Here is a 15,569-nt window from a genome sequence, read left to right as displayed (position 1 = left end):
TTACCGGGTCGGCCCGGCCCGGACCGTCCCCAGACCAAGGAATGATGCTCATGACCTCCACCGCGTTAATCGACGATCGCGTCCGCAGGCCGGGCCTGACGCTCCTCGCCGTGTGTCTCACGGTGGTCCTCTTCCCGCTCGCCATCACCGGCGCGTCGGTCGCGCTGCCGGCCATCAGCGCGGACCTCGACAACTCGCTCGCGGCCGGGCAGTGGGTGGTCAACGGGTACGACCTGACCTACGCCAGCTTCATGCTCGCCAGCGGCTCGATCGCCGACCTGGTGGGACGGCGCAAGGTCTTCCAGGTCGGTGTACTGCTGTTCGCCGGCGGCGCGCTGGTCTCGGCGCTGGCGCCCAACATCATCGTCCTCGACCTGGCCCGGGCGGTGGCCGGCATCGGCGCGGCCGCGGCCACCACCAGCGGCAGCGCCATCCTCGCCCACGCCTTCGACGGCCCCGCCCGCGCCCGCGCCTTCGGCCTGTTCGGCACGTCGGTCGGAATCGGCCTCGCCTTCGGACCCAGCATCGCCGGTGTGCTCACCAGCAACCTCGGCTGGCGGTCGGTGTTCCTCGTGCCCGCGATCATCGGCCTGGTCGTGCTGCTGTTCACGCCCGCGCTGGCGGACTCCCGCAACCCGCAGGCCAGCAAGGTCGACTGGCCGGGCACCGTCACCTTCACGCTCGCACTGCTGCTGCTGATCCTCGGCCTGGTCGAGGGGCCGCAGCTCGGCTGGGGCAGCCCGCTGGTGCTCGGCAGCTTCATCGGCTTCGTCGTCCTGCTCGTGGTCTTCGGAGTCGTCGAACAGCGCCAGTCCGAGCCGATGTTCGACCTGAGCCTGCTCAAGCACCGCAAGTTCGTCGGCGTGTCCCTCGCCACCGTGCCGGTCGTCTTCGGCTTCACGCCGCTCGCGGTCTACCTGCCCGCGTACTTCATCGCCGCGGACGGGGTCAGCGCCCAGAAGGCCGGTCTCATCCTGATCATGCTCACCGGTCTGACCCTGTTCTTCCCGACCATCGCCGGCTACGCCACCCGCTGGATCTCCGCCCAGGTGCAGATCGCCCTCACCGTCATCCTCGCAGCGGTCGGACTCGCCTGGCTGACCGTGCTCGAGCCCGGCATCAGCTACTGGGCGCTGCTGCCCCCGCTGGCGCTGATCGGCATCGCCGTGGGCATCTCGTTCGGCCTGCTCGACGGCGCCGCCGTCAGCAGCGTCGAGGTGTCCCGGGCCGGCATGGCGGCCGGCATGTTCAACACCGTCCGGCTGGCCGGTGAGACCATCGCCATCGCCGTCGCCGGTTCGCTGCTCGTCAGCTTCACCCAGTCCTCCGTCAGCGGGAAGCTCGACCAGTTCGACACCCGCTACGCCGACGACCCCGAGGCGCTCGCCAACCTGATGAACCAGGGTGAGCTGGAGAGCGCCGCCAAGACCGTCGAACCGGCCGCGCAGCGCGGCGACTTCACGGACGTGGCCGCCTCGGCCTTCGCCCAGGGCTTCCACAGCCTGCTGTGGGTGCTGGCCGCACTCTGCGCGGTGACGTTCGTCGTCGTCGCCCTCCTGCTGCGCGACCGGCGCGACGACGCCGCGACCGCGGTCGAGCAGAAGCCCGCGTCGTCCCGTCCGACGGAGGTGGCTCACGCCGCGGACTGACGACTCCGTCGGGTCTGACGCAGTGTTCTGACGCAGTCCTCTGGGGGGCGCCGTGATCCGGCGCCCCTCAGTGCGTTGGCACTGCGCTGGCCTAGGGGGTGTCTCGTCGATCAGGCCGGATCAGGGAGCGGCGCCTGGTGCCGTGCATCGCAAGGCGGAGGAGGGAGCCGATGCGATGGGGATCCCCCCTGCTCGAGCGGAGCCGAGAGCTTGGGGGAATCGGGGACCGACGACAACGCGGCGAGGCGCGGCACCAGACGCCGCGAGCCCGGCATGATCGGCGAGACACCCCCTAGGGGGTTGGTGCGGGGCTGGGTGTGTGGGCGTTTGCGGGGCTGGGTTGTTGGTGCTGCGGGGCTGAGGGGGGTTGGCGTTCGCGGGGGCAGGATGCGTCGGTGCTGTGGTGGCTGAGTGTTGAGGTGGGTGGTGTCTGTGCTGGGTGGGGCGTGTGCCGGCTGAGCCTGTGCTGAGTCGGGCCTGTGCCTGGTCGGGCCTGTGCCGGGCTGAGCGTGTGTCAGGGTGGGTGTGTGTTGGAGTGGGCGTGCGCTCACGGTGAGGTTGTCGCGCTTCGGCGGCGCGGGGGTGGGGCCTGCCTCGCTCGCGGCGTGTGCCGCCGTGTCCACCCGTGGCGTCCCAGTGGCACGTCTGCCCGCGGCTACGCCGTGCCTGGCTGGGTGTGTCGCCGGGGTGGCCGTGTGCCGAACTGAGCGCGGGTGCTGGGGCTGTATCTGTGCGGAGCCGAGCGTGTGCCGGGCTGCGTCTGAGTCGGCTCGGGGCCGCCCAGGGCCGAGCGCTGTCCCGGGCCGGCTGCCGTGCTTGTTCACTGCCGTGCGGGTCCGCTGAGTGCTCGTCCAGGGCTGTGCTGGTCCGGGGCGCACTCGTCCGCTCGCCCCCGCTCCACTGATCCCCCGCTCAGTGGCCCCCGCTTAGTGCGCCCACATATGGCTGAGGGGCGCCGAATTCGGCGCCCCTCGGTGGGTGGTGGTGGCCGTCCGTGGACGGGGTGGGTCAGGCGAGCTGGGGCAGGACCTCGGAGGCGATCAGCTCCAGGTGGTCCAGGTCGTGCAGGTCCAGTACGCGCAGGTAGGCGATGTCCGCCCCCGCCTCGGCGAACCGGCCGAGCTTGTCGACCAGTTCGGCCGGGGTGCCGCGCAGCGCGTTGCCGTCGAGCTGCTCGGTGAACGCGTCGTTCCGCGCCTGGACCTGTGCGTCGTCCTTGCCGCAGCACACGGTCTGGATGATCGAGAACTCCAGGGACTGCGGGTCGCGGCCCGCCTTCGCGGACTCCTCGCGGACCCGGCCGTACAGCTCCGCCGCCTTCTCGGGCGTGACGAACGCGGTGTTGAACTCGTCCGCGAAGCGCGCCGCGAGCGCCGGCGTCTTGCCGGTGCCGACACCGCCGACGATGATCTGCGGCCGGGTGCCGTCACCCGCCCTCAGCGGGGCGACGGCGCCCTCGAGCTGGTAGTGCGTGCCCTTGAAGTCGTAGGTGCCGCCGGCCGGGGTCTCCCAGAGCGCCTTGACGATCTCCAGCTGCTCCTCCAGCATCCCGAACCGCTTGGCGGGGAACGGAATGCCGTAGGCGGCGTGCTCCTCGGCGAACCAGCCGGTGCCGATGCCCACGGACACCCGGCCGCCCGCCATGTGGTCGACCTGCCCGACCTGGATCGCCAGCTGGCCCGGCCAGCGGAAGGTGACCGGCGTGACCAGCGTGCCGAGCCGGATCCGGGAGGTCTCACGGGCGAGGCCCGCCAGCGTCACCCACGCGTCGGACGGTCCCGGCAGCCCGTCGACGTCACCCAGCTTCAGGTAGTGGTCGGAACGGAAGAAGGCGTCGAATCCGAGGTCCTCCGCGGCACGGGCGACCTTGAGCACGGTGTCGTACGAGGCGCCCTGGGACGGCTCGGTGTGGATACGCAGACGCATGACAACCTTTCGTGAAAGGGGAGTTGGGAATCAAGGGGAACTGCGGGCCGGGTACGGACCTGGCGGGACCCGGGCCGGCCGGGGCCGTCACGCGGGGCGGGCGAGACCCCGCTGTCCGCGTTCGGCCAGCTTGCGGGCCGCTCCGGTGCCGAACGCCGTGACCGTGTCGGGCGCGTGGTCGCCGGCCAGGATGACCTGCTGGAGCGCCTTGACGTGGGAGGCGGGCTCCAGGCCGATGTGCTCGATGAGCCGGGTGCGCAGCTGCTGGTAGACCTCCAGCGCCGAGGCGCGGCGGCCGCACCGGTGCAGCACCGTCATCAGCTGGGCGTGCAGGCACTCGTTGAGCGGGTGCTGTGCCACCAGCGCGGTGAGGTCGCTCAGCACGTCCTGGTGCTGCTGCAGCGCGAGCTTCGCGGCGATCCACTGCTCCACGACGCTCAGCCGGGACTCCTCCAGCCGGTCGATGTGCGTGCGCAGCAGGGGACCGGCCTGGACGTTGGCGAGCGCCGGACCGCGCCACAGGGCGAGCGCCTGGGTGAACAGCATGGCGGCCTTGGCGGGGTCCTGGACCGTCGCCGCGCTGCGCGCCCGGTTCACCAGGCGTTCGAAGTCCTGTGAGTCGAGGCTGATGGCCGTGCTGCGCAGCATGTAGCCGCGGCCCTCGGTCACCAGCATGTCCTCCGCCACGGCGGCGGAGGGCAGTCCGGTGGTGTCGGACAGCAGCTTGCGCAGCTGTCCCAGGTAGGTCTGGACGGTCCGCAGCGCGGTGCGCGGAGCGTCCTCCGGCCACAGCTCCCGGAAGATGGAGGAGACCGGGACGACCTGGTCGGCGTGCACCGCGAGCAGGGCGAGGACCTGCCTGACCTTCGGCGCGCTGGGCGTTGCGGAACCGTGCGCCGCACTGGCCTCGAAGTGACCGAGCAACTGGATGCGGACCGGGGGGTGACCGGCGGTCTCAAGGGAGCCGAATGCGTCGCTTCTGTGGAGGACTGACGCCGAAGGGGACACGAACCCAACCTCCTTGCTGACTGAAGGCCCGTGGTGGATGTGCCTCGAGCCGGGCACAGACACCGGGGGCACGACGCTGTGCTCCCGTGCTGAACGGCTCCAACCTGTCAGATGGTTATGTCGGGTCTCTTTCAACGCGCTTGCATGGCCTCTTGCACCCGCGATTCACCGCTTCGGACCGGCCCGGGGCGTGCTGCCGCGTCCGCGTGAAAGGGGCGGTTTCAGCTGTCGAAACCGCACGCAGACTGCGCCAGCACGGTGGTGGCGAGCGGCACGAACCGCGGCGACGCGCGCAGGAACTCCGCCAGGTCGAACATGCCCAGCTCGGCCTGCCGGACCAGCTCGCGCGACCGCTCCTCGCCACAGCTGCTGCCGAGCGCGAGATACGTGTCGGCCGCGTCCGAGCCGCACACCACGGCGTCCTGCCACTTGCCCATGGCGCTGAAGGCCACACAGCGCAGCAGCGTCACATGGGCCTCGCACAGCACCAGGTGGTCCTTGCGAGCGTGGTCCATCGCCCTCGAGAGGCAGTCGAGCGCCCGGTGCGGAAGGCCCCGCTCCAGCGCGACGACCGCCAGACCGAACAGGGCCTCGACGGCCGACTGCGGATGTCCCGCGAGACCGGCCAGCACCCTCGCCCGCTCGTACTCGTGCTCCGCCAGCTCCAGGTGTCCCGACATCCGGCTGCAGGACGCCAGGATGTTGTGCGCGTCCGCCGAGACGACCTGGTCACCGAGGTCCTTGGCCAGCATCTCCGCGGCCCGGGCGTGCTCGGTCGCCGTCCCCGGCTGCCGCTCCATCAACTGCCCCACGGCCAGACGGCAGTGCGCCGCGGCACGGTCGAACCGCCCGCCCAGTTCGTGGCTCGCCCGCAGCGACAGCCACAGCGCGCCCAGACCCTCCTCGCCCCGGCCGAGCGCGCACAGCGTCAGCCCGATCCGGCCCAGGGTCTCCGACTCGGTGAACCTGACGCCGTGCTCCCGGTCGATCCGCTGGGCCCGCTTGAACTGGGCCAGCGCACTGCTGAAGTGGCCCCGCGCGTGCTCCACGCTGCCCAGGTGGCGCCGTGCCCTGGCCTCCGCGATGGGCAGGTCCAGCTCGCGGTCGAGCACGAGACCGTCCTCCAGCGCCTGGGCCGCGTCCCGCAGCCGGCCCTGGGCGAGCAGGAGCAGGCCCATGCCGTTGCTGGTCTCGGCGGCGAAGGTGCGCAGCCCGTGCTGGGCGGCGAGCCAGCCGGCCTCCGTGAGGTGGGTGTGGGACAGGTCGTAGTCGGCGCTGCGGTAGTTGGCCAGGCCCAGGCTGTAGTTCATCGCCCACTGGGCCGGCGGGTCGCCCGCCTTGCGCGCCGAGTTCAGACCGGCCCGGGCGGCCGTCTTCCACTCGTTGCTGTTCCAGCCCGACCAGAAGTACCCGCGCAGCACGTCGGCTAGGAGCCAGCCGGTCTCGTGCGCGGTCAGCGAGTCCTGGGCCGCCGCGCAGGCTATGACCGCGATGAGGTTGGCACGCTCCACGAGCAGCCACTGCAGGGCCGCCTCGTCCGTGGCGAAGGGCAGCGGATGCACGGAGTCGGGCGGGTCGGCCATCGGCAGCCGGATCATCCCCGGGTAGCGGGGGACCACGGCGGACGCCGCGCTGTACAGGTACCAGGTGAACAGCCGCTGCTCGGCCGCCCGGCGCTCCTGCACGGTGTCCTCCTCGCGGGCCCGCTCGGCCGCGTAGATCTGCATCAGCTCGTGGAACCGGTAGCGGCCGGGCGAGTGCTCCTCCAGCAGGCTGGCGAACGCCAGGTCCTGGAGCAGCAGTTCGGCCTCGGAGGCGGGCAGGTCGAGCAGGGCCGCGGCCGACGCCGCGGTGTAGTCGCGGATCGGCACCAGCCCCAGCATCCGGAACAGCTGCTGCGCCCGGGCGGTCTGCGCGTGGTACGACAGGTCGAAGGCGGCCTGGACCGCAGCGCGCCGGTTGCTGCCGACGGTCAGCTTCGCCACCCGGTTCCCGTGCCGCAGCTCCTCGATGTAGGTGCTCAGGGCCAGCTGCGGACGCGACAGCAGGCTGGCGGCGGCGACCCGCAGCGCCAGCGGGAGGTACGCGCACAGCTCCGCCAGTTCGGCCAGGTCCTCAGGGTCGGCGGACCGGCTCGGGCCGAGCATGTGCGACAGCAGCGACTCCGCCTCCCGCGCGGTGAGCACGTTCAGCGGCACCAGCCGGGCGCCGTGCAGGGCGACCAGCTCGGTGAGGTTGCTCCGGCTGGTGATCAGCACCGTGCAGCTGGACGTGCCGGGCAGCAGCGGGACGATCTGCTCGGCCTCGCGGATGTCGTCCAGCAGCAGCAGGACCCGCCGGTCCGCGAGGCGCGCCCGGAACATGGCGGCGCGCGACTCGACGTCGGACGGGATGGCCGCGCTGGACACGCCGGAGCGGCGCAGCAGCTCGGCCAGCACGTCGGACGGGGACCGGGACTGGTCGCCCGCGCCGCCGAACCGGACGAACCACTGGCCGTCGAGGAAGTGGGAGCGCACCTGGTGGGCCGCCCGCACCGCGAGAGCGGTCTTGCCGACTCCGGCCGGGCCTGTCACCACCACGATGGAAAGGGCGGTTCCCCCGGCGTTCCCCTTCAACAGGGCGGTCATCTGTTCAAGCGGTTCGTCGCGTCCCACGAAGTCCGCGACGATCGGGGGGAGTTGGCAGAGTTCGGTCCAGTTGTAGGACGCGACCGCCGCATTGTCGGGCTCGTGATCCGGTTCCTGCGGCTGCGCGGCCGGCTCGGGCTCGGGCGGCTCGTAGGAATCATTCAGAATGCTTCGATGAAGTTTCTGGAGATCATTGCTCGGGTCGATTCCGGCTTCTTCCGCGAGCGTCCGGGAGAGCGTCAGATAAGTCTGCAGGGACTCCGCCTTGCGGCCGGTCTCGTAAAGCGCCCGGATCAATTGCGCCCATAGATTCTCGCGGAGCGGGTGTTTCACGACCGTGCTGCGCAGTTCGCCGATCGCCTCTTCATGCGCGCCCATGCGCAATTTGAGTTCGAAATGGTATTCCAGCAGGGCCAGCCGGCGTTCGGTGAGTTGCGGTGCGACGCTCTGGCGCAGCCGGTCACTGGGAATGTCGCACAGGGCCGGTCCGCGCCACATCGACAGCGCCGCCTCGATCAGGTCGGACTCGGCCTGCGGGGCGACGCGTCCGCGCTGCCTGCGGAACTCCTGCTCCAGCTGCTCGAAGCGGAGGATGTCGAGGTTGTCGGCGCCCACGTCGATGGCGTAGCCGTCGGGTGTGGTGCGGATGAGGTCGCCGCCCGTCGCGCCGGTGGAGGTCAGCGTCCGGCGCAGGCGGTTGATGTGGATGTGCAGAGCTCCACGACTGTTCTTGGGGACGTCTTCGTCATCCCAGAGAAGAGAAACCAGCCGGTCGTTGCTCACTCCTCGGTTTCCGCCGACCAGAAGCGCGGCGAGAAGTATGCGAGGTTTCTTTGCCTTGAGGTGGACGGTCCTCCCGTTGGCCGCTATTTTCAGCGGTCCAAGCAACTGGAATGTGAACAAGTGGATCCCCCTAACACTTGCTGGGCCCGGCCGGCCGGCCGTAGCGCCAGCAAACATTGTGACGAGCGCAATCAAAGCGGGGGTATGAGCTGCGTCACATTTTCATATGACTTTGTCAATCGCGTTGGCCGGGCGGCGGCAACTCGGTCGTTTGTATCGTTACACCGAACTGCCGATTTTTGGCCGGAACTCATCGCCGGGTGTGAACGGATTGTTTCCGGTGTTCACCGCGTCGACGGCCCCCGGGCGACACCAGCCGCGGATTCCGCCGTTCCGCGACCTGTGCGCCCGCTCGCCCCGGTGACACCCGGGGGAGGGCCAGTGGCGGCCCGTATGGCCGGATCCTTGCGTCCCGGCGGCGCGTCCGGAGACGCGGAACCCGGGTCCGCGCCCGTGCTCACGGCGGCGCCGGGCCGCCTTGTTCGCGGCTTGAGTGCCCCTTGCACGCCGACTGCAAGCATGAGTTCACCGCGCTGACAACGACCCCGGTGGTCGCTGTGCGAGTGCGTTGTCCATAGCCGGTCCGCGAGGGGGCAGTTCAGATGACCGCAGGGAAGGTGCTCGCAGCAGCCGACATCGGAACGCTGGTGCACCGAAGTGCCGAGACGGAGATCTTCCTGGCCGGCGCCGAGCAGACCGGAGAGTACGAGTTCGTGGGAACGGCCCGGCTGCCCAGCCGGCACCCGTACTACAACGACCTTCCGGACGCGCCCTCCCACGCCGATCCGCTGCTCCTCCTGGAGGCCTGCCGGCAGGCGGGGAGCTACCTCGCCCACGCCGCCCTCGGCGTGCCGCTCGACGCGGCGTTCCTCGTCACCGACTGGGACGTCCGCGCCCACGCCACCGCGTGGGGCGTCCTCGCCGACGGCGACGCCGAGCTGACGCTGCGGATCGGCGCGGACGACGTCGTGCACCGCGCCGACGCCGTCCGTTCGCTGCGCTGGCGCATGGCCCTCTCCGCCCGCGGCGAGGACATCGGCGAGGTGGTCATCGGAGTCGTGTACGCCGGCCCGGAGGAGTACCAGGCCCTGCGGACCCTCCAGCGGGGCGCCCCGCCGCCCCGGTCGAGCGACCTGCCGGACCCGCCCGCCGAGTCGCCCGCGCAGGCCGCCGCCGTCGGCCGCGGACGTGCCGAGAACGTGCTCATCGCCGATCTCGCCGGGGAACCGGCGTGGGACCGGGCGCGGCTCGCCGTGTCCCTGCGCCACCCCACGCTCTTCGTCCACGCCAACGACCACTTCACCGCGCTGACCCTCACCGACGCGGCCCGTCAGCTGTGCTTCGCCCTGCACGCCCGGGCCACCCGGGCGGCCGCCGCCGGACTCGCCCTGACCGGGTTCACCGGCACCTTCACCCGGTTCGCCGAGCTCGACGCCCCCGTCCTGCTGCGGGCGGAGCCCACGGCGCCGGGCCCCGACCGGACGGTGCCGGTCGAGGTACGGCAGCACGACCAGACCATCGCCCGCATCGGCATCACGTACGCGCCCGTCGAGGCCGCCAGGAGGACCGCATGACGTACGGCAGCACGGCCACCAGCCCCTCGCTGGGCACCATCTCCGCCGTCTGGACGGACTTCGGCGGGGTGCTCACCCCGCCGGTGGCCGACGACACCGCGGTGTTCTGCGCCCGGCACGGCATGACCCCCGAGCAGTTCCAGGGCGCCATGCGGCGCGTCGGCGAGCGCTACGGCACCGACGCGATGGGCCCGCTGGACACGCCGCTCATCACCGAGGACGCCTGGGTCGTCGAGGTCCAGGAGGTGCTCGCGGCGGAGTACGGCGTCCACACCGACCTGTCCGGGTTCGCCGACCGCTGGTTCGAGGGCCGCAGCGGCAACCCGGTCTGGGAGCGCTGGCTGCGGGCCGCGCACGGCCGCGGCGTCTTCGTCGGCCTGCTGTCCAACATGCCGCCCGCCTGGGACACCCACTGGCGCCGCATGGTCCCGCCGGACGGCCTCTTCGACGACCTGGTGATGTCCTTCGAGGTGGGCTGCCGCAAGCCGGAGCCGGCCATCTTCGCGCTGGCCGCCGAGCGGGCGGGCGTCGACCCCGCGCAGTGCGTGCTGGTCGACGACCTGGAGAAGAACTGCGACGGCGCCCGCGCCGCGGGCTGGCAGGCCGTCCACTTCACGGACGCCGGCCAGGCCATCCAGTGGCTCGAACCGCGGCTGGCCCCGGCCGTCACGGGAGTCTGAGATGCGGCTCGCCACGGAACTGGGCATCGCCGCGGTGGAGGCGTACTTCCCCGCGGGCCGCGAGACCGCCCGGCAGGCCGTCGCGGACGGCCGGCTCGACGCGGGCGACATCGACGACCTCGGCTACGAGGAGGTGCCGGTGGCCACGCACGAGGCGGCTCCCGAGATGGCGCTGCGCGCGGCCCGCACCGTCCTCGCCGACGCCGGATGGCCGCCGGCCGGACTCGGTCTGCTGGTCCACTCCTGGATGTACCACCAGGGGCACGACATCTGGTCCGCCCCGCACTACCTGGCCGCCGCGCTCGGCGCCGACCAGGTCCAGCCCATCGGCGTCCAGCAGGTGTGCAACGGTGCCGTCGCCGCGCTGGAGGTCGCCGCGACCCGGATCGCCGCGGACCCCGCGGTGGACCGGGTGCTGGTGACCACCGCGGACCGGTTCGCGCCGCCCGCCTTCGACCGGTGGACCGCCGACTACGCGCTGGTTTACGGCGACAGCGCCACGGCCGCGCTGGTCGGCCCGCTGGACCCGGAGCGCGACCTGTTCCGGCTGCGCGCCGTCGTCACCCACTCCGCTCCCGAGCTGGAGCTGATGCACCGCGGCGAACTTCCCTTCGGTCCCGCCCCGTTGTGGCCCGACCAGCGGGTGGACGTCCGCCGCGCGAAGAAGTCGTATCTCACCCGGTACGGCCTCGATGTCTTCACCAAGACCACCCGCGAGAAGGTCCAGGCGGTCGTGCGGGACTGCCTGGCCGACGCAGGCATCGCACCCGATGCGGACGAACTGGCCTGCGTGGTGCTGCCGCGCCTCGGCGGCAAGACGCTCCGGCACGCCTGGGTGCCGGCGATCGCCGAGGTGACGGCGGCACCGACGGTGTCGACGGGACACCTCACCGGACATCTGGGCCCCGGCGACGCCCTGGCGGGAGTCGCCGACCTCGTCGGGCGGCTGAGTCCCGGGCAGAGCGGCCTGGTGCTCAACGCGGGCGCCGGCTTCGCCTACTCCGGTGTGGTGGTCACGCGTCTCGCGGCCGAGCGCGCCCGGCCGGCGGACGAAGCGAAGGAGGACAAGCGATGAGTGACCGCGCGGACTGCGACGTGCTGATCGTCGGTGGCGGGCCCGTCGGCCTGGTGACCGGCTGCGAACTGCTGCAACGCGGTGTGCGGGTGCGCCTGGTGGACGCCGAGCGGCGCTTCACCCGGCACTCCCGGGCCAATGTGCTGTGGCCGAGGATCATGGAACTGCTCGACCGGATCGACCTGACCCGGCGGCTGGTCGGCCGCGGCCACCCGGTGTCCGGCGTCGGCTACTTCTCCCAGGGCCGCCGCATCGGCGACGTCCCCATGGACGGGATGCCGACCCGCTACCCCTTCGCCCTCGTCATCTCGCAGAACACCGTCGAGGAGGTACTGCGGGAACGATTCGCCGAACTGGGCGGCACCATCGAGTCCGGGCTGCGCCTCACCGGCCTCGACCGGACGGCGTCCGACGGCACGGTGCTCAGCACCCTCGAGGACGCCGACGGCACCACCCACCACATCCGCAGCGACTGGCTCGTCGGCGCGGACGGCGCCCACAGCACCACCCGGGAACTGCTCGGCGTGGACTTCGAGGGCGACGTCGTCGACGTCAGCTTCGCGGTCGCCGACGCGCCCGTCGACGGCGCGCCGGACGACGACATGACGTACTACTGCTACTCACCGGACGGCGGCCTCGCCCTCGGACCCTTCGGTGAGGGCCTGTGGCGGCTGGCGATCACCGTGCCGCACCAGGAACCCGGCGCGGCCCCGCCCGGCCGGGAGGTCTTCCAGCAGGCCGTCGACGAGCGCGCCCCCGGACACGCCGTCGTGGGCGAACTGCGGTGGAGCGCCGTCTTCCGCGCCCGCTGCCGGATCGCCGCCACCTTCCGGGCCGGCCGCTGCCTGCTGGCCGGCGACGCCGCGCACATCACCAGCCCCGCCGGCGGCCAGGGCATGAACACCGGCATCCAGGACGCCGTCAACCTCGCCTGGCGCCTCGCCGGAGTCGTCGACGGCAGCCTGCGCGACGTCGTCCTCGACCACTACGACAGCGAACGCCGGGCCGCCGCCCACCACGTCGCCCGCACCACCACCGCACAGACCAAGTGGGGCATGGCCCGCACCCCGAAGCGCATCCTGCTGCGGGACGGCCTCTTCCACCTCGCCCACCGCTCCGGACTGCTCCGCCGCCGGATCACCCCGCTGGTGAGCCAGCTCGGAGTCAGCTACGACAGCCCGGCCTCCGGACCGTCCCTGGCGCCCGGCATCCGGCCCGGGGAGCGCGTGCCGCTGCCGCTCGCACCGGTCAACGGCCGCCGCGTCCTCGCCCGTGACGAGCCCAGCGTCCTGCTCTGGCCCGGCCGCGCCGGCTCGGGCGGCGACTGGCAGCGCGTCAAGGAACGCCTGCACAAGGAACTGGCCGGACTGGCCCAGGTCGCCGAACCCGACGCCGTGGTGCGCCGGCGGCTGCGCGCCGCCCTCGGCGGCCGGCCGCTGGCCGTGGTGGTCCGCCCGGACGGCCACCTGGCAGCCGCCGTACCCCCCGACGACCCGGAGGCGGTCGCCCAGGCCCTGTACACGCTGGGCGTGCGGCCCGCCGCCCGGCAGGGAGAACAAGTCCACGCGCACGACACGACACCGACAGGAGGCGCCCGATGACCCGAGCAGCCGTGCTCGCCGGCGTGGGGGCCACGCTGCCCCCGCGTGTGGTGACCAACGACGATCTCGCCCGCCGCCTCGACACGTCCGACGAGTGGATCCGGACCCGCACGGGCATCCGGCAGCGCCACGTCGTCGACCCCGGCACGGCCACCGGCGACCTCGCGGTGCAGGCGGGCCGGCGCGCCCTGGAGTCGGCGGCCCTGACCAGCGGCCAGCCGGCCGGCGCCGACCTGCTGATCCTCGCCACCACCACACCCGACCGGCCGTGCCCGGCCACCGCGCCCGACGTGGCGGCCCGGCTCGGACTGGGCGGCATCCCCGCCTACGACGTCAACGCGGTCTGCACCGGCTTCCTCTACGCGCTCGCCGCGGCCGAGGGACACATCGCGTCGGGGCTCGCCGAACAGGTCCTGGTGGTGGCCGCCGACACCTTCTCCACCATCCTCGACCCGCAGGACCGCACCACCCTCGCCGTCTTCGGCGACGGCGCCGGGGCCGTACTGCTGCGCGCCGGGGAGCGCGGCGAACCCGGTGCCCTGCTCGACATGCGCCTGGGCAGCGACGGCACCCGGGCGGACCTGATCACGGTCCGCGCCGGAGGCTCCGCCCGGCCGCTGCACGGCGCCGACGTGCCGGACGAGGACCGGTACTTCAGCATGAGCGGCCGCGAGGTCTTCATGGAGGCCGTGCTGAAGATGGCGGGCTCCTCCCGCGCCGTGCTCGACCGGGTCGGCTGGGACGTGGCCGACCTGGACGCCGTCGTCGGCCACCAGGCCAACCTGCGGATCCTGCACGCCGTCGCCGAACAGCTCGACCTGCCCCGGGAGCGCCTGGTGGCCAACATCGACCGGGTCGGCAACACCGCCGCCGCCTCCATCCCGCTCGCCCTCGCCGACGCGGTGGACTCCGGGCAGCTGACCAAGGGCGACCGGGTCCTGGTCACGGCCTACGGCGGCGGGGCCACCTGGGGTGCCGGCGCCTTCGAATGGCCCGGACTGGCCCCCGCGGCGCCCTGACCGTCCCCCCCACCGCGCCGGCACCGCCGCCGCACCACACCCGACCATCCACCGAGCACAGCCGACTGAGGAGTTGCTGACATGAGCAAGGTCACCGAAGAGATCACCGGCATCCTGGCGAGCCGTTACGGCGTCCCCACCCCCCGGATCGCCGCCGGCGGCAGCCTGAACGACCTGGGCATCGACTCGCTCGTCACCGTCGAGCTCACCCTGACCCTGCAGAAGACGCTGGGCGTGCCGCTCGCGCCGGGTGAGATCACCTCCGCCCACACGCTCACCGAGATCGTCGAGCTGATCGAGTCCAAGGGGGCGGCGGTCAAGTGAGCGCCCCGACCTCCCGTCAGGAGATCGCCGTCACCGGCCTGGGACTGGTGTCCCCGGCCGGGCTCGGGGTCGGGCAGAACTGGGAGCGGGTGCTCTCCGGAGAGTCCACCGCGGCCAAGGACCCCCAGCTCGAGGGACTCCCGGTGGACATCTCCTGCCGGGCCGGCGCCTACGACCCCGAGGCGCACTTCGAGCCGAGCAAGCTGTGGAAGCTCGACCGGGTCACCCAGCTCGCCCTGGTCGCGGCACGCGAAGCGGTGAGCGACGCCGGACTCGACCCCGAGACCTGGGACGGCGCCCGCGTCGGCGTCGTCCTGGGCACCTCCATGGGCGGCATGGCCAGCCTGGAGGCCGAGCACCGCAAGATGCTGGAGGAGGGCGCGGCCTGGATCTCACCGCTCGTGTGGGTGATGGCCCCTGTCAACATGATCGCGGCGTACGTCGCGATCGAACTCGGTGCCAAGGGCCCGAACCTGGTCACGGCGACCGCGTGCGCCTCCGGCCCGACCGCCGTCGGCACCGCCCGCCAGCTGCTCGCCTCCGGGGCGTGCGACATCGTCATCGCCGGCGGCGCGGACGCCCCGATCACCACGATGACCATGGCGGGCCTCGCCCAGATGGGCGCGCTGTCCCGGCGGACCGGCGAACCGGCCGCGGCGTCCCGCCCGTTCGACGCCGCGCGCGACGGCATGGTGGTGGCCGAGGCCGCCGGTGTGCTGGTGCTGGAGCGGCTGGAGGACGCCACCGCACGCCGGGCCCGGGTACGGGCCAAGGTCCTCGGCTACGGCGCCTCCGCCGACGCCCACCACCCGTCGGCGCCGCACCCGGAGGGCGAGGGAGTCGAGCGTGCGCTGCGCGCCGCCCTCGCCGACGCCGGGGTCGGCGGCGGTGACATCGACCATGTCAACGCGCACGGCTCGTCGACCCCGCTCAACGACGTGACGGAGGCGCGCGTGCTGCGCCGGGTGCTGGGCGAGCGGCCGCTGGTCACCTCCACCAAGGGCGTGACCGGACACGCGCTCGGCGCGGCCGGCGCCATCGAGGCGGCGTACACCGTGCTCGCGCTGGAGCACGGCGTGGTACCGCCGACCGCCAACCTGGACAGCCAGGACCAGCAGATCGAGGTGGACGTCGTGGCGAAGGAGCCGCGGCAGGCGCCCCTGGAGGTCGCCGCCAGCAACTCGTTCGGGTTCGGCGGGCAGAACGGCGTGCTGATCATGGGCCGTGGCTGACCGTGCGGCAC

At 72.4% G+C, this 15,569-nt stretch carries 11 protein-coding genes; 8 read left to right on the top strand and 3 right to left on the bottom strand.

Annotated elements, in window-relative coordinates:
- Positions 1-50 precede the first annotated feature (50 nt).
- Entirely contained in the window at positions 51-1,649 is a 1,599-nt protein-coding gene (locus tag ACSU6L_RS09735) for an MFS transporter (protein ID WP_437055545.1), read from the top strand.
- 1,008 nt (positions 1,650-2,657) lie between these two features.
- On the opposite strand, the gene ACSU6L_RS09730 is transcribed toward ACSU6L_RS09735, so the two are convergent.
- From ACSU6L_RS09730 to ACSU6L_RS09720, 3 genes are all read right to left on the bottom strand, one after another.
- Positions 2,658-3,575 (bottom strand): TIGR03560 family F420-dependent LLM class oxidoreductase, encoded by a 918-nt coding sequence (locus ACSU6L_RS09730; RefSeq protein WP_437055543.1) that lies wholly within the window; start codon positions 3,573-3,575, stop codon positions 2,658-2,660.
- A gap of 87 nt (positions 3,576-3,662) precedes the next feature.
- Positions 3,663-4,583: an AfsR/SARP family transcriptional regulator gene (locus ACSU6L_RS09725; protein ID WP_437055541.1), complete on the bottom strand. Its 921-nt coding sequence runs from the start codon at positions 4,581-4,583 to the stop codon at positions 3,663-3,665.
- A gap of 221 nt (positions 4,584-4,804) precedes the next feature.
- Positions 4,805-7,993, bottom strand: a complete 3,189-nt coding sequence (locus ACSU6L_RS09720; protein WP_437055539.1) for an AfsR/SARP family transcriptional regulator — start codon at positions 7,991-7,993, stop codon at positions 4,805-4,807.
- A 662-nt stretch (positions 7,994-8,655) separates the two neighbouring features.
- Between ACSU6L_RS09720 and ACSU6L_RS09715 the strand changes: the two genes are divergently transcribed.
- From ACSU6L_RS09715 to ACSU6L_RS09685, 7 genes are all read left to right on the top strand, one after another.
- Complete coding sequence (locus ACSU6L_RS09715) at positions 8,656-9,627, top strand: AfsA-related hotdog domain-containing protein (RefSeq protein ID WP_437055537.1); 972 nt, start codon at positions 8,656-8,658, stop codon at positions 9,625-9,627.
- Positions 9,624-10,307 (top strand): HAD family hydrolase, encoded by a 684-nt coding sequence (locus ACSU6L_RS09710; RefSeq protein WP_437055535.1) that lies wholly within the window; start codon positions 9,624-9,626, stop codon positions 10,305-10,307. The genes ACSU6L_RS09715 and ACSU6L_RS09710 overlap by 4 nt, the downstream gene beginning before the upstream one ends.
- A gap of 1 nt (position 10,308) precedes the next feature.
- A complete protein-coding gene (locus ACSU6L_RS09705) occupies positions 10,309-11,382 on the top strand; it encodes a ketoacyl-ACP synthase III family protein (protein ID WP_437055533.1) in 1,074 nt (357 codons plus the stop codon).
- Entirely contained in the window at positions 11,379-12,983 is a 1,605-nt protein-coding gene (locus tag ACSU6L_RS09700) for an FAD-dependent monooxygenase (RefSeq protein WP_437055531.1), read from the top strand. Before ACSU6L_RS09705 ends, ACSU6L_RS09700 begins: the two co-directional genes overlap by 4 nt.
- Positions 12,980-14,002, top strand: a complete 1,023-nt coding sequence (locus ACSU6L_RS09695; protein ID WP_437055529.1) for a beta-ketoacyl-ACP synthase III — start codon at positions 12,980-12,982, stop codon at positions 14,000-14,002. The genes ACSU6L_RS09700 and ACSU6L_RS09695 overlap by 4 nt, the downstream gene beginning before the upstream one ends.
- 81 nt (positions 14,003-14,083) lie before the next feature.
- Positions 14,084-14,326, top strand: coding sequence for an acyl carrier protein (locus ACSU6L_RS09690; RefSeq protein ID WP_073939443.1), 243 nt, complete (start codon positions 14,084-14,086; stop codon positions 14,324-14,326).
- Positions 14,323-15,558 carry a beta-ketoacyl-[acyl-carrier-protein] synthase family protein gene (locus ACSU6L_RS09685; protein WP_437055527.1) on the top strand — a complete coding sequence of 412 codons (1,236 nt, stop codon included), beginning with the start codon at positions 14,323-14,325 and terminating at the stop codon, positions 15,556-15,558. Before ACSU6L_RS09690 ends, ACSU6L_RS09685 begins: the two co-directional genes overlap by 4 nt.
- Positions 15,559-15,569: the final 11 nt, after the last annotated feature.

The sequence above is a fragment of the Streptomyces sp. enrichment culture genome (genome assembly GCF_964272855.1).
In the GTDB taxonomy this organism is placed as follows: domain Bacteria; phylum Actinomycetota; class Actinomycetes; order Streptomycetales; family Streptomycetaceae; genus Streptomyces.
The sequence above is the reverse complement of the archived record's forward strand: the minus strand, read 5'-3'. Positions and strand labels throughout refer to the sequence as shown.

What these genes read in the sequence shown, in the direction of transcription:
- ACSU6L_RS09690 (WP_073939443.1), top strand. Translation starts at nt 14,084, where the DNA reads ATGAGCAAGGTCACCGAAGAGATCACCGGCATCCTGGCGAGCCGTTAC.
- ACSU6L_RS09715 (WP_437055537.1), top strand. Translation starts at nt 8,656, where the DNA reads ATGACCGCAGGGAAGGTGCTCGCAGCAGCCGACATCGGAACGCTGGTG.
- ACSU6L_RS09710 (WP_437055535.1), top strand. Translation starts at nt 9,624, where the DNA reads ATGACGTACGGCAGCACGGCCACCAGCCCCTCGCTGGGCACCATCTCC.
- ACSU6L_RS09735 (WP_437055545.1), top strand. Translation starts at nt 51, where the DNA reads ATGACCTCCACCGCGTTAATCGACGATCGCGTCCGCAGGCCGGGCCTG.
- ACSU6L_RS09700 (WP_437055531.1), top strand. Translation starts at nt 11,379, where the DNA reads ATGAGTGACCGCGCGGACTGCGACGTGCTGATCGTCGGTGGCGGGCCC.
- ACSU6L_RS09695 (WP_437055529.1), top strand. Translation starts at nt 12,980, where the DNA reads ATGACCCGAGCAGCCGTGCTCGCCGGCGTGGGGGCCACGCTGCCCCCG.
- ACSU6L_RS09705 (WP_437055533.1), top strand. Translation starts at nt 10,309, where the DNA reads ATGCGGCTCGCCACGGAACTGGGCATCGCCGCGGTGGAGGCGTACTTC.
- ACSU6L_RS09730 (WP_437055543.1), bottom strand. Translation starts at nt 3,575, where the DNA reads ATGCGTCTGCGTATCCACACCGAGCCGTCCCAGGGCGCCTCGTACGAC.